Here is a 15,127-nt window from a genome sequence, read left to right on the forward strand (position 1 = left end):
GGTGTTATCCTCCAACTCGTTTTACTTTAAACCCTTTCTCTTTTAGGATGGTCATGATTTGATTTCGGTAATCTCCTTGAATGATAATCGTATCATTTTTGAAGCTTCCACCAACACTTAGACGAGTTTTTAGTTCTTTGGCTAATTTCTTGAAATCTTCATCAGCACCAGTATATCCTTCTAGTATAGTAATTGGTTTTCCTTTTCTTTTTTCGTATTTGCAAATTATAGGATCTTCTTGTATCCATAAATTATCATCACTTGTATCTGGAGTAGATTCTTCTACTTCTGGTTGATGATCGGGGAACATTTTTTTTAATTGATCTTGTAAATCCATACAGATTTTTATTTTTTGATTAGCCCTATTTCTACAAGTCTTTGATATAAAAACTCTCCTGCAGTGATGTCATCATATTGTTTTGGAGTATCTGCGGTAATACACTCGTTTAAACAATTAAGTTTCATATCACTCCTTGGATGCATAAAGAAAGGGATTGAATATCTGGGGCTACTCCATTGTTCCTTAGGAGGATTTGTTACCCTATGAATTGTAGATCGTAACTTGTTGTTTGTATGACGCTCCAACATATCTCCCACATTAATAACCAATTCGTCTTCTTGTGGGATTGCATCAATCCACTCACCGTCTTTGCGTTGTACTTGTAGTCCTCCAGTAGAGGCTCCCATAAGTAATGTAATTAAATTAATATCACCATGTGCGCCAGCTCTAACAGCTCCTTGAGGTTCTTCTGTAATAGGAGGGTAATGGATAGGACGCAAGATACTATTACCATTGCTTGCCCAATGATCAAAATAATGTTCATCAATGCCTATGTATAGAGCTAGTGCTCTAAGAACATAAATCCCTGTTTTTTCTAACATTCTATAAGCTTCCATTCCTGTAGCATTAAAATCTTTTAATTCCTCTACAGTTATATTTACTGGGTATTCTTCTGCTAACTTAGCATCTGCGTCAGGTTCTTGCCCAAAGTGCCAAAACTCTTTAAGATCTCCTTCTTTTTTACCTTTAGCATGTTCTTTACCAAAAGAGGTATAACCTCGTTGTCCTCCTAATCCTTCGATCTCATATTTCTCTTTGGTATGAGTTGGTAATGCAAAAAAAGCTTTTATCTCTTTATATAAGTTTTGTACTAGTTGCTCATTCAGAAAATGATTTTTTAAAGCAACAAAACCTATTTCTTCATAAGCTTTTCCAATTTCGTTAACAAATTTTTGTTTTCGAGAAGGGTCATCAGATAAAAAATCAGCTAAATCTACGCTAGGTATATTATTCATTAGTCAAGTCTTTGTGTATTGAAGAACTAAAATAGGTGTATTTCACGCAAAACTCCAAATTGGAGCCTAAATTTATTTACAATTGTAAAATATCTGTCAAATTAATTAATTCTAACTGCTCAATCTTTAATTCAAAGTAAATTTAACTAATTCATAGAATTGTTTGATAAAAATTAACAACTACTTAATAATATTAGGGGTTGAGATATTTTTGCTGCTATAAAAATAAGTACATTTACTCACTAAGTGAGATTTTAATACTCCGATGCTTGCTTCGAAATTAAAGGTTCGTTTCAGACCAATACTTCGTGGGTTTGCTCCGAGGTAGTTTATTTAACAAATTTTGTTTTATGGAATACTTATCAAGTGAAAAACAACAGCTACATTTTGACAGAAGAGAGTACGAAAATGATGTGTTAGCGTCATTATATTTCAAAATGCTTACCCCTAGACTTATAGAGGAGAAAATGCTAGTGTTGTTACGACAAGGAAAAATATCTAAATGGTTTAGTGGAATAGGACAAGAAGCAATTGCTGTAGGGGTAACTGCGGCGTTGGATCAAGATGAGTATGTATTACCAATGCACCGTAATTTGGGGGTGTTTACAACAAGAAACGTGCCCTTGCACAGATTGTTTAGTCAGTGGCAAGGAAAAGCAAGTGGTTTTACAAATGGTAGAGATCGCTCTTTCCATTTTGGAACGCAAGAATATAATATTATTGGGATGATTTCTCACCTAGGCCCACAGATGGGGGTTGCATGTGGTATTGCTATGGGGAATTTATTGAAAAAGAATAATAAGATTACTGCGGTATTTACTGGAGAAGGAGGAACCAGTGAAGGAGATTTTCATGAAGCACTTAATGTTGCTTCTGTTTGGAGTCTACCAGTGTTATTCTGCATAGAAAATAATGGATATGGATTATCAACACCTACCAATGAACAATATAATTGTAAGGATCTTGCAGATCGAGGAGTGGGATATGGAATAGAATCACATATTATTGAAGGTAATAATGTGTTAGAAGTATTTGATAAAGTCAATAAGCTAGCTAAAAGTATGAGAGAAACTCCAAGGCCTATTATGTTGGAGTTTAAAACTTTTAGGATGCGAGGACATGAGGAAGCTAGTGGAACCAAATATGTACCTGAGAAACTAATGGATTTCTGGCAAGCCAAAGATCCCATAGACAACTATAAACAATATCTTATTGAGCAAGGCGTAATTTCTGATGATGATGACCTTGCACAACGATCTATTCTTAAAAATGAAATAGAAACTAATTGGAAGCAGGCAAATAATGAAGAGATAATTCAAGCTAATTTAGATCTTGAAATAAAAGATGTTTATACAGAATTTGAGTATAGAGAGGTCTTGTCTGAAGAGAATACGAGAGAACTCAGAATGATTGATGCTATTTCTGATGGATTGAAAGAGAGCATGTTTTGGTATGATAAACTTGTTTTGATGGGGCAGGATATTGCAGAATATGGAGGAGTGTTTAAAATAACAGATGGATTTGTAGATATATTTGACAAAGAACGAGTACGTAATACACCTATTTGCGAATCAGCTATCGTATCTGCGGGATACGGACTTTCTATAAATGGATATAAAGCTGTAGTCGAAATGCAATTTGCTGATTTTGTGTCTTCTGGTTTTAATCCTATTGTAAATCTATTAGCAAAATCAAATTATCGGTGGGGGCAATCTGCAGATGTTGTTATTAGAATGCCTTGTGGGGCAGGAGTAGGAGCAGGACCTTTTCATAGCCAAACTAATGAGGCCTGGTTTACTAAAACACCAGGGCTCAAGGTGGTATATCCTGCTTTCCCTTATGATGCCAAAGGTTTATTGATGACAGCTATAGAAGATCCAAACCCAGTACTATTTTTCGAGCATAAAGCATTGTATAGAAGTATTCGACAGCAAGTTCCCGAAGGATATTACAATTTACCTTTCGGAAAAGCTTCTGTATTAAAAAAGGGTAATGATATTACTATTATCAGTTACGGAGCAGGAGTACATTGGGCAATAGAAACATTAGAAAAACACTCAGAGGTTAGCGCAGATCTTATTGATTTGAGAACGCTACAGCCATTGGACACAGAGACAATATATCAATCTGTAAAGAAAACAGGAAAGGCGATTATCTTACAAGAAGATTCTATCTTTGGGGGTATTGCTTCAGATATTTCTGCATTACTTATGGAGCATTGTTTTATGTTTCTTGATGCACCAGTAAAACGAGTAGCAAGTTTGCCAACTCCAATTCCTTTTGATACTAATCTGGAACAACAATATTTAGGGAAAAAGAGATTTGAAGAGGTATTATTATCAACGCTTGAATTTTAATTTATGCACTAATAAATTATTACAACTTTGTTAAAAATTGTAATTTTAAACAGGCATAAATATAAAATATCAAAGCGAAGTATTGTATGATAGAGAATATTGATTCAAAAATCAGTAATGATGACCGTATAAAATTACCTTTTTCTTTTAACAAAGAGAAAATGCTAGCAGAATTTGAAGCTTTAAAAGCACAGGATTTTGAATATTATGATGTAATCCCATTAAGAGCTCCTGCACATGTTGTAGACCCTTCATTACCTTTTCCTCCACCTGTAAACGATTATGCTGATGGTTCATGGACAGAATGGTCAGATACAAGGGCATTAATAGAATCACCGTATTTGATGAGTGTTGTTGATACTTTTCGTAAGCATACAAAAGTAACATTAGTTCGATTACTTCGTTTGGCGGCTGGTTCTATAGTAAAAGAACATACAGATCCCACATTAGCTTTAGAGGTTCATAAATCGGTTATTCGTCTTACTATACCTATCTTAAAGAATGATAAGGTAACTTTTTTTTTGAATGGAACACCAGTTTCTATGCAACCTGGAGAATGTTGGTATTTAAGGCTGACCGACCCTCATAAAATAATAAATGAGGGTGATATCGAGCGAGTAAACCTTACAGTAGATATGATTCCAAATAATTGGATACGGGAAATTATAGAAAATAATAAATAGGTTTTATCGTTTTTATGATACAAAATCTAGATGTGTAAGTTTAAATTTAGTTATGAAAACGTTATAGTTAATAAGAATATGTAGTTGTCTGTTTTTCAATGTTTTAAGTGGTTATTCTCACTTGTTTTAATATGCTAGAAAGCAGTTATTTATTATTAATTTTAAATAGGGGTAAAATCCCCTTTGATAGATGTTGTATGTTCTATAAGTAAACCTTAATTTCGCGATTGTTATAAAAAAATATTCTCCTTTGGGGTTAATAAACAGGAGATTAAAACATAATTCATGAGCACAAAACATCTAGAACAACTTCGTTCTTCAAAAATATTAGTAACTGGTGCAGCTGGTTTTATAGGATCCAATCTCTGTGAAGCACTTTTAAATAATGGGAGTACAGTAATAGGGTTGGATAATTTTGCAACAGGACACAAAAAAAATCTTTCTGTATGTGATAAAAATTCTAATTTCACTTTTATAGAAGGAGATATACGAAACCTTGATGATTGTCATAAAGCGTGTGATGGGGTTGATTTTGTATTACACCAAGCTGCATTAGGATCTGTTCCAAGGTCAATTAATGATCCAATTACGTCAAATGATGTCAATGTAGGAGGATTTCTTAATATGTTGATAGCTTCCAGAGATGCAGGAGTAAAACGTTTTGTTTATGCCGCAAGTTCTTCTACTTATGGAGATTCTGAATCAATGCCAAAAATTGAAGAAAAAATAGGAAAGCCATTATCTCCATATGCAATTACAAAATATGTGAATGAATTGTATGCAGATAATTTTAAAAGAACATATGGTTTAGATACTGTGGGGCTGCGATATTTTAATGTATTTGGGCGTAAACAAGACCCAGATGGAGCATATGCCGCGGTAATTCCAAAATTTGTCATGCAATTTATGAAATATGAGTCACCAGTAATTAATGGTGATGGACAGTTTTCCAGAGATTTTACATATATAGACAATGTAGTCCAAATGAATCTGCGATCAATGATATCTGATAATCCAGAAGCATTGAACAATGTATATAATACTGCTTACGGAGAAAGAACAACATTAAATGAACTTACTACTTTACTCAAAGAGTATTTGTCAGAATTTGATGCCAAAATAGCTGATGTAGAGGTAAAATATGGGCCTGAACGCAAAGGTGATATCCCACACTCTTTGGCATCTATTGATAAAGCCAGAACATTGCTTGAGTATAATCCTGAATATGATATAAAGTCAGGATTGAAAGAAGCTGTAAAATGGTATTGGGAGAATCTAAAATAAACTTCACACTCACACAAACATAAGAATAACTATGCAAGATAGTAAGATTGCCATTATTGGATTAGGGTATGTAGGGTTGCCTTTGGCTAGGCTCTTTGCAACCAAATACCCTGTAGTAGGTTTTGATATTAATAAAACTAGAGTCAACGAATTACGATCAGGAACCGATGCTACTTTAGAAGTAGAAGATGATTTATTACAGACAGTATTAAAAGAACAAGCTGATGATACAGTTGGTCTTTATTGCTCTTTTGATCTTGAAGATATCAAGGATTGCAATTATTATATAGTTACAGTGCCAACACCAGTAGATAAAAACAATAGACCAGACCTTACTCCTTTGTATAAATCTAGCGAGACTGTAGGCCGAGTACTAAAAAAAGGGGATGTCGTAATTTATGAATCTACAGTATACCCTGGAGTAACTGAGGAAGAATGTATCCCTGTTCTAGAAAAAACAAGCGGACTGATATTTAATAAAGATTTTTACGCAGGGTATTCCCCAGAACGAATTAATCCAGGAGATAAAAAGCATACAGTAGAGAAAATATTAAAAGTTACAGCAGGATCTACTCCAGAGATAGGAAAAAAAGTTGATGATCTATATAGCTCTATTATTACAGCAGGAACGCACCTTGCACCAACAATAAAAGTAGCAGAAGCAGCCAAAGTAATAGAGAATTCACAAAGAGATATCAATATTGCTTTTGTAAATGAATTGGCTAAGATATTTAACCTCATGGGGATAGATACAAATGATGTATTAAAAGCTGCTGGAACCAAATGGAATTTTCTTCCATTCAAACCTGGATTAGTAGGAGGGCATTGTATTGGTGTAGATCCATATTATTTGGCACAACGAGCACAAGAATTTGGGTATCATCCAGAGATTATCCTTGCAGGACGTAGATTAAATGATAGTATGGGACAATATGTAGCTTCTGAAGTGATTAAACTTATGGTAAAACATGATATCCATATCAAGGGAGCTAATGTTTTGGTATTAGGAATCACTTTTAAGGAAAATTGTCCTGATGTTCGTAATACCAAGGCAGTTGATGTAATTAATCAATTGACTGATTTTGGAACTGAAGTTACAGTATATGATCCTTGGGCAAATCCATCAGAAGTAAAACATGAATACGACTTGAAAACAATAGTCGATCTGCCTAACAAAAAATATGATGCTATTGTATTGACAGTTGCACATAAAGAATTTTTGGATATAGACCTAAAAACAATGCTTACTCCTAATGGAATATTGTATGATGTAAAAGGGATATTAGAAGGAGATGTAAATGGAAGATTGTAATATCAATATTTTAGTGTATACTAAATAAATATAAAATACTTGTTTTGAGTCAGTTAAAAAAAGGTGCTTTACTTACGTATCTCAAAATTGTACTTACCAATGTTATAGGGATTATGATGACACCGTTTATCGTAAGTAATATTGGTAAAGATGAATATGGGATCTTTAATGCCATTGGAGCATTGATAGGTACAATAGCGTTACTAGATTTTGGGTTAACCAATACAGTAGTACGTTTTGTTGCAAAATATAAAGCAGAAAACGATAAAGAAGGAGAAGAGAATTTTTTAGCTACAGTACGTTTACTTTATTTTGTTATTTCGTTTCTGGTTATTCTATTAGGGATTGTTTTTTATTTTTTTATAGACTCATATTTTACAAAGTTTAGCCCTAAAGAATTAGAAATCGCAAAAATAATGTTTGTGATTTTAATTTTTAATTTGGCTATTCAATTACCTGGAATGATTTTTACAGGTATTTGCAAAGGTTATGAAAAGTTTGTTTTTCCAGAATCTGTAGGTATCATACGCTATCTTTTGAGAGCTATAACCGTAGTTGCTGTATTGCTATTAGGTGGTAAAGCAATAGCATTGGTTATTGTAGATACCATATTTAATATTTTTACGATTTCGGTATCTGCATATTATGTATTGGTAAAACTTAAAGTGAGATTTAAGTTGCATACATTATCCAAGAGCTATATCATGCAAATTTTTAAGTATTCTAGTTGGATTTTTATTTTTTCTCTGGTAGGAATGTTACAATGGAAATCAGGAAGCTGGATACTTGGATCTATGAGTTTACCAAAAGTATTAGGAATCTATGGAATTGGGATTGCTTTAGGAACATATTATGGTACTTTTTCTACTGCAATATCAAGTGTTTTTCTCCCACGAGCAACACAAATGTCTGTTAACAATGCATCTGGAGAAGAATTAACAAGTATGATGATAAAACTGGGTAGATTATCATTTATTATATTGATGTATGTGCTGGGAGCATTTATTCTATATGGGGAACAATTTGTTAACCTATGGGTAGGTGGCGGTACAGAAGAAGGAGATGTAAGATATACTGCAGGAGAGTGCAGAGAAATATATATAATTGCATTAATGATAATGATAGCCTATACCATTCCTTTGTTGCAAGCTTTTGGAAACTCTATCCTTGAAGCCAAAAACAAACTGTCTTTCAAAGCAATTTTATACTTGGTCTTTATGATTTTAGGAGCTACAGCAGGAGGTATATTTGCAATCAAACATGGAGCTGTTGGAATGATTACAGGGTTGGTAATAGGCTGGTTGATAGTACAAAATGTAATGAATTTTTATTATCACAAAATAATAGGACTTAATATCTTTAGGTTTTTTAAAGAATTACTACATAAAACATTTATAGTCGTTTGTATTGCTATTTTGATAGGGTATTTTATTACTTATTTACCAGGGGATGGATGGATTAATTTTCTTCTCAAAGGGAGTAGCTATACAGTTACATTTGGAGTATTGATGTACTTTTTAGGAATGCTGGACTATGAAAAAGAATTATTTTCAAAACCGATTGTTTCTGTATTAAAGAAAAAATAGATGACCATGGAAAGAGAAATGATATTACATAAAGTAACGTATACAGATCAAGGGAAAAAAATTGAGTATGAGTATACTATGGATAATCATACTCAGAAATTTTTTAATAAAGATCACGCTTTTTATTCAAAATATGATATTGATGTAAGTACTGTTCCGATTAGTATTGCGGTAATTCCATTTCTGTCTAATATGCTTCCTATTTCTTGGTTTTCAGACTTTACTATAAAGGTAAACGAGTTGGATGAAGATTTTTATCAAGCCATGCAACAGGTTAAAATCGAATTTCAGAAACAGTTCCCAGAATATGAACTCAAAGGAGAATTAATTGTAAATACACTAGTTAAAAATACAATTAAAGGTGATAAATCAGCAATGCTTTTTAGTGGAGGGGTAGATGCATATGCTACCTACATAAGAGTTTTTGATAAAACCCCTGATTTAGTTACTATTCATGGAGCTGATATAGAAATAGAAGATCATTCACAATGGAAAGATTTTACCGATTTTGTTGAATCAGAAACATTGTTAGAAAAGAATAAAAAGGTATTTATAGAAACCAATGTACGAAAGTTTTATACCTATCAAGTAGAGCTACTATTAAAAGATATTGGTTGGTGGGGAAAGGTGCAACATGGGTTGTCGCTTATTGGTTCTTTGGCTCCAGTGTCATATATCTATTCTTATACATCAGTATATATAGCATCATCATATACAGAACAAATTAATATAGCTTGGGGATCAACCCCAGAAATAGATGAGAAAATTTCTTGGGGTTCAGTTAGGGTATTTCATGATGGATATGATTTACAACGACAAGATAAAGTTGATTTGATCACAGCATTTGCTAGAAAAACAGCTACAGCTTTTAAACTAAGAGTGTGTTATTCAGAGAATAGAGAAGAATTTAATTGTAGTCGTTGCGAAAAATGTTATAGAACTATACTGGGGATTATTCTTAATGGAAATGATCCTAATCATTTTGGGTTTGAAGTAGATAAGAGGGTGTACAGTAATATGTTTGAAACATTACACATAGGAAGTGCAAGCAGAGGGCTTCAATATTTTTGGTGGGAATTGATGGAGAAAGCCAAAAAAAGTAAAGACATATTCATCTTTGATGATGAAAAAATAGAAAATGTTCAATTAGATAGAATACGATCTGGAGAAATAGACCAATTATTAGAGGATAAAATAAACAAACCTAAAAGGACTATAGAGAAAATAAAATTTGTTCTTAGAAATCGCTTTTCGGGAATGTATAATCTTTATAAAAAATTACGATATAATTAAGGCATTATGAAATACGGACTACTTACATACGATGAAAACAAGCGTTTTTTTAACGTGGGAGATAACATTCAGAGCTTGGCAGCCAAACAATACCTGCCAAAAGTAGATGTTTTTCTCAACAGAGAAAAATTAGGAGAATATCAAGGAGATCGTGTGCAACTTATTATGAATGGGTGGTTTACACATAATATTCATCATTGGGTACCATCTGAAGATATAGATCCTGTATTTGTTTCTTTTCATATGAATAATACTGCAGCACCTGCAATGTTAAGCGATAAAGGAATTGCATATCTTAAAAAACATCAGCCTATTGGTTGTAGAGATCAATTCACTGCTGATACCTTAAAATCCAAAGGAATTGATGCTTATTTTACAGGATGCCTTACACTAACACTGGATTCATACAAAGTAGATGATTCAGAAAGAGGAGAAGATATTTATATCGTTGATCCATTATATAGTTACCCAAGATCAGAAAAAATATTTTATAACACCAAAGCTACTGTGAAAAATGTATTAAATGGTACCGCTTTTCAACTTGGTAAAAAACAAAAACATCTTAAGAATTTTATCAGTGAAGAGTTGCTTAATACTGCCACCTTTGTGAATCAGGAACCACCATCAAATACATACACAGATAAAGAAAAATTTGAAATGGCAGAATCTCTTTTACATAAGTATGCAAGAGCAAAGATGGTCATTACTTCACGAATTCACTGTGCATTGCCTTGTTTGGCAATGGGAACCCCAGTTATTTTTATCAATGGCTTTGATAGCTTTGTAGATTCATGCCGATTTGATGGTATTTTAGAATTATTTAATAGAATAGATATCAATAGTGAAACAGGTGCTTATGAAGCTAATTTCCCTCTAGAAGGAAAAGTAACAAAAGATACAGTGATTAAGAACCTAGAGAAACATCATGATTTGGCAAATGCTTTAAAAGAAAAAGTAAAAAGCAAGTTAAGCTAAAAAAATAATTTTTATGAAGCTTGTATACATTGTCAATAGAATAGATGGACCAGGAGGGTTAGAAAGAGTACTCTCTATAAAAGCAAGTATGCTTGCTGATCACTATGATTATGATATACATATCATAACACTCAATCAAGATGAAACAACTCTTTTTTATAATTTTAGCCCAAAACTGACATATCATAATATTACCGTTACAGGTAATTCGTTAAAATATATGTACACCTATGTTTCAGAAATGAAACGTATGATCAAAAAAATAAGTCCAGATATTATCATTGTTTGTGATGATGGACTTAAGGGCTTCTTGGTTCCTCTAGCACTGGGAAAACCTTGCCCGATGGTGTATGAAAGACATGTGTCAAAAAATGTAGAAATAAAACAAGGAAAACCTTCATTGTTTGATAAAATAATTACCAGAATTAAGTTTGGGATAATGAATTTTGGAGGAAAGTTTTATGATCATTTTGTTGTACTTACACAAGGAAACCTGAATGAATGGAATCTTAAAAATCTTAAAGTCATTCCAAACCCTTTGTCATTTTATCCAAATGATACTGATATTAGTACATTGGTAAATAAAAAAGTACTGGCAGTTGGTAAGCAAAGCTTTCAAAAAGGATATGATCGATTATTACATAGCTGGAAAGAAGTTGCAGAAAAATTCCCGGAGTGGTCTCTTGATATTTACGGAACAATAGATAAAAAAGAAGGGCTAGATGATCTGGCTATTAAATTAAATATAAAATCATCTGTAAATCTCTATCCTCCAGAAAAGAACATTGCAGAAAAATATAAAGAAGCGTCAATTTATGTAATGTCTTCTCGCTATGAAGGTTTTGGAATGGTACTCACAGAAGCCATGGCATATGGTGTGCCTTGTGTTTCTTTTGATTGTCATTATGGTCCCTCTGATATTATAGCAGATCACAAAAATGGCCTTTTGGTAGAGAATAATGATATTCAAGGGTTGGCGGATGCAATAGCATTATTAATAGAAAATAATGAAACCAGAAAAGTAATGGGCAAAAATGCCAGAGATGATGTAAAAAGATATCTACCAGAAAAAATAGTTGCAGAATGGGATGAGGTGTTTAAAAAAATGATAGTTAGTTAATAATTAGAAATGAAAATAGTTTTTATTATCGATCAGGTTTACCTTCATGGAGGGATAGAAAGAGTACTTTCTATCAAAGCGAACTACCTTGCAAAACAAGTTGGTAATGAAATCTCTATTATAACTACAGAGCAAAAAAATAATATACCATGTTATGATTTTAATCCCCATATTTCTTTTGAAGATATTGGAGTGAATTATAATAGAACAAAGTCATATTTTCATCCTGTTAATCTGCTGAAATTACCTAGGCATATACAGAAAATAAAATCGATTTTAAAAAGAAAACAACCCGATGTAGTTGTAGTCTGTAGTCATAGTACAGATACTTATTTTATGCCTTTTATTATAAAAAGTATTCCGAAGGTAAAAGAATTTCATTTTTCAAAGTTTATAGAAAAAGCACCTCGCTTGAATTCTAGTAATATTCTAAAACAATATTTTTTTAAATTCACAGACTATGTAGAAAGTAAGTATGATAGATTGGTTGTATTAAATGCTATTGAAGCAGAATATTATAGAACAGATAATGTAGAAGTGATTCCTAACCCATTAACTTTTTATCCAGATAAGGTTTCTGAGTTATCTAACAAGGTTATAATCTCTGCAGGAAGAATTGCAACTGTAAAAGGGTATGATTTACTTATCGATATTTGGGAACTTGTATATCAAAAAAATAAAGATTGGGAACTACACATTTATGGAAAAGGGGATGAGGAGTATACAAAAACTCTACAGGATAAAATTAATGAAAAGGGATTAGAGGATAGTTTAATTTTAAAAGGAGCAACAGATAATATACAAGGTAAAATGTTAGAATCTTCTATGTATGTAATGTCTTCTCATAATGAATGTTTCCCATTGGTATTATTAGAAGCACAAGCATGTGGACTTCCAATAATTTCGTTTGATTGCCCGCATGGTCCTAAAAGTATTATAGATTCAAATAACGGATATCTGGTTGAATTGTATAATAAAGAGGAGTTTGCAAATATTTTAAATAAATACATGCAAAGCCCAAAAGTATTAAAACCTATGGGGGTAGCAGCCAGAACTAATGCTTCTAAGTATAGTATCGAAAAGGTAATGAAAATGTGGCAGGATATGTTTAGTAGTTTAACCTGTAAAGAAGATAAAAAATGAGACAATTATACGCTACATTATATAAATTGTTTTTAGTACCACATATCATAATGTATTTGCGAAGTAGTAATAAGGCAGATATAGACAAAGATATAGTAAGGTGGGCAAAAGCAAAGAAACTTCAAAAAGGTAATATAGCATTGTTACTGGATTTTTTGGTAGACTCTCCAGATTTCAGGACTATTTTTTATTTCAGAAATAGAGGAGTCTTTTCACAATTACTTAATCTCTACTGTAGAAAAGAAAAATATTTTAGAATTGATATGAGTACTAAACTTGGAGGTGGGATTCTTACTGGCCACCCTTATAGTACTATTCTAAATGCAAATACTATTGGAGAGAATTTTTATGTCAATCACTTAGTAACTGTAGGAGAAATAGAAGGAAAAAGACCGACGATAGGAGATAATGTTTCTATCAATACTGGAGCAATTGTAATAGGAGATATAAGCATTGGTAATAACAGTGTAATAGGAGCAGGAACAGTCGTTGTAAAAGATGTACCTGATAATTGTGTGGTAGTTGGAAACCCAGGGAGAATTATAAAAAAAGATGGAAAGAAAATAGACAAAAAATGAATCTAATATTTGATATACAACAAGCTATTGAAGATCATTATGATTACAAGGCATTTTGTATTGATAATTCTTATTATACCTACAAAGATTTAGCACAGCAGATATCAAACATTAGAAATGAGATTAAAACCTGGATACATCAAGAAGATACATTTGTTGGATTAGTTGTTAATGATGATATTGAAACATATGCCTCGATATTTGCATTATGGCTTGAAGGAAAAGCATATGTACCTATACATCCTGATTTTCCAATACACCGTAATATTAAAATAATAGAACAAGCTGGTATTAAGACCATTTTAGATTCTTCAGAGAATACTACTTTTGATATTTGTACTAATATTCAAACAAAGTACTGTAAAACTTTAGAAATAGATCTAGTACCATCTTCCAAGAAAATAGATAATACGTATGCTTATATGTTTTTTACTTCTGGAACAACAGGAGTGCCCAAAGGAGTACCAATAACCTTTGATAACCTATCGGGCTTTATAGATGCATTTTGGGCATTAAAATACAATATTACCAGTACAGATAGATGCTTGCAAATGTTTGAATTAACATTTGATCTATCAGTAGTATCTTATCTTGTTCCAATACTCAAAGGAGCATGTGTATATACTATTCCCAAAGACCAAATAAAGTATAGTTATATTTTTGAATTGATGGAAGATTATGAACTTACTTTTGCACTGATGGTGCCATCAATCCTTCAGTATCTAAGACCTTATTTTGATGAGATACATTGTCCAGCATTAAAATACAGCCTTTTTTGTGGAGAAGCACTACCATTAGATGTAGTAGAAGAATGGAGTAATTGCATTCCAAATGCCACTATAGCCAATGTATATGGGCCTACTGAATGCACCATATTTTGTACAGATTATACCTATAACAGAGTAGGAGGTAATATAGCGCATAATGGGATTTTGAGTATTGGCAAAAGTATGAAGCATACCTTTACAATTATTGTAGATAGAAATAATAACGAAGTAAAAGAAGGTGAAAAAGGAGAACTCTGTTTAAGTGGGGTGCAGCTTACTCCTGGATATTGGAGAAATGAAGAAAAAAATAAAGAAGTTTTCTTTGATAAAGAATATGATGGAGAAAAGATTAGGTTTTATAAAACAGGTGATTTGTGTTTGGTAGGCAATGATAAAAATGTAGTCTATCTGGGCAGAGTAGATTTTCAAGCGAAAATTCAAGGGTTTCGTGTAGAATTATCAGAGATTGAATTTCATGTTAAAACCTATTTAGATAAAAAAAATGTTGTAGTTATAGCATTTATAAATAAAGTCAATAATACAGAGATCGGACTTGCAATAGCATCAGAAGAATTTGATACTACGTTGCTTCTTGGTCAATTAAAAACTGTACTGCCCCACTATATGATCCCTACACAAATAAAATTTGTAGATAGTTTTCCGCTGAATACCAATGGGAAAATAGATAGGAAAAAAATAAAAAAATCTTTTGGTGAATATCATAATTAGTTGA

The 15,127-nt window shown here is 32.4% G+C and carries 13 protein-coding genes; 11 read left to right on the forward strand and 2 right to left on the reverse strand.

All coding sequences use genetic code 11. The features are described 5' to 3' along the window. Positions 1 to 4 precede the first annotated feature (4 nt). Positions 5 to 337: a translation initiation factor gene (locus DG508_RS11910; RefSeq protein WP_103865550.1), complete on the reverse strand. Its 333-nt coding sequence runs from the start codon at positions 335 to 337 to the stop codon at positions 5 to 7. 8 nt (positions 338 to 345) lie between these two features. Next, positions 346 to 1,296 (reverse strand): isopenicillin N synthase family dioxygenase, encoded by a 951-nt coding sequence (locus tag DG508_RS11915; protein WP_108868351.1) that lies wholly within the window; start codon positions 1,294 to 1,296, stop codon positions 346 to 348. A gap of 350 nt (positions 1,297 to 1,646) precedes the next feature. Here DG508_RS11915 and DG508_RS11920 point away from each other — a divergent pair, with 350 nt between their 5' ends. The 11 genes from DG508_RS11920 to DG508_RS11970 all read left to right on the forward strand — a co-directional run bounded on the left by DG508_RS11920 (position 1,647) and on the right by DG508_RS11970 (position 15,123). Continuing rightward, positions 1,647 to 3,653 (forward strand): alpha-ketoacid dehydrogenase subunit alpha/beta, encoded by a 2,007-nt coding sequence (locus DG508_RS11920; protein ID WP_108868352.1) that lies wholly within the window; start codon positions 1,647 to 1,649, stop codon positions 3,651 to 3,653. An 86-nt stretch (positions 3,654 to 3,739) separates the two neighbouring features. Continuing rightward, entirely contained in the window at positions 3,740 to 4,336 is a 597-nt protein-coding gene (locus tag DG508_RS11925) for an aspartyl/asparaginyl beta-hydroxylase domain-containing protein (RefSeq protein ID WP_108868353.1), read from the forward strand. A gap of 285 nt (positions 4,337 to 4,621) precedes the next feature. Next, entirely contained in the window at positions 4,622 to 5,620 is a 999-nt protein-coding gene (locus DG508_RS11930) for an SDR family oxidoreductase (RefSeq protein WP_108868354.1), read from the forward strand. Positions 5,621 to 5,651: 31 nt separating this feature from the next. After that, positions 5,652 to 6,932: a nucleotide sugar dehydrogenase gene (locus tag DG508_RS11935; protein ID WP_108868355.1), complete on the forward strand. Its 1,281-nt coding sequence runs from the start codon at positions 5,652 to 5,654 to the stop codon at positions 6,930 to 6,932. Between the two features lie 44 nt (positions 6,933 to 6,976). After that, on the forward strand, positions 6,977 to 8,518 hold the full coding sequence (locus DG508_RS11940; RefSeq protein ID WP_159090802.1) for a lipopolysaccharide biosynthesis protein: 1,542 nt from the start codon (positions 6,977 to 6,979) through the stop codon (positions 8,516 to 8,518). A gap of 6 nt (positions 8,519 to 8,524) precedes the next feature. Beyond that, on the forward strand, positions 8,525 to 9,811 hold the full coding sequence (locus DG508_RS11945; protein WP_159090803.1) for a hypothetical protein: 1,287 nt from the start codon (positions 8,525 to 8,527) through the stop codon (positions 9,809 to 9,811). A gap of 6 nt (positions 9,812 to 9,817) precedes the next feature. Beyond that, positions 9,818 to 10,786, forward strand: a complete 969-nt coding sequence (locus DG508_RS11950) for a polysaccharide pyruvyl transferase family protein (RefSeq protein WP_108868358.1) — start codon at positions 9,818 to 9,820, stop codon at positions 10,784 to 10,786. Between the two features lie 13 nt (positions 10,787 to 10,799). Continuing rightward, positions 10,800 to 11,906, forward strand: coding sequence for a glycosyltransferase family 4 protein (locus DG508_RS11955; protein WP_108868359.1), 1,107 nt, complete (start codon positions 10,800 to 10,802; stop codon positions 11,904 to 11,906). A gap of 9 nt (positions 11,907 to 11,915) precedes the next feature. Then, the gene (locus DG508_RS11960) at positions 11,916 to 13,049 is read left to right on the forward strand and encodes a glycosyltransferase family 4 protein (protein ID WP_108868360.1); all 1,134 of its coding nucleotides are present in this window, start codon (positions 11,916 to 11,918) and stop codon (positions 13,047 to 13,049) included. After that, positions 13,046 to 13,627 (forward strand): serine acetyltransferase, encoded by a 582-nt coding sequence (locus DG508_RS11965; RefSeq protein ID WP_108868361.1) that lies wholly within the window; start codon positions 13,046 to 13,048, stop codon positions 13,625 to 13,627. The genes DG508_RS11960 and DG508_RS11965 overlap by 4 nt, the downstream gene beginning before the upstream one ends. Then, the gene (locus tag DG508_RS11970; RefSeq protein ID WP_108868362.1) at positions 13,624 to 15,123 is read left to right on the forward strand and encodes an AMP-binding protein; all 1,500 of its coding nucleotides are present in this window, start codon (positions 13,624 to 13,626) and stop codon (positions 15,121 to 15,123) included. The genes DG508_RS11965 and DG508_RS11970 overlap by 4 nt, the downstream gene beginning before the upstream one ends. Positions 15,124 to 15,127 lie beyond the last annotated feature (4 nt).

The organism is Aquimarina aquimarini (assembly GCF_900299535.1).
Taxonomy (GTDB): Bacteria; Bacteroidota; Bacteroidia; order Flavobacteriales; family Flavobacteriaceae; genus Aquimarina; species Aquimarina aquimarini.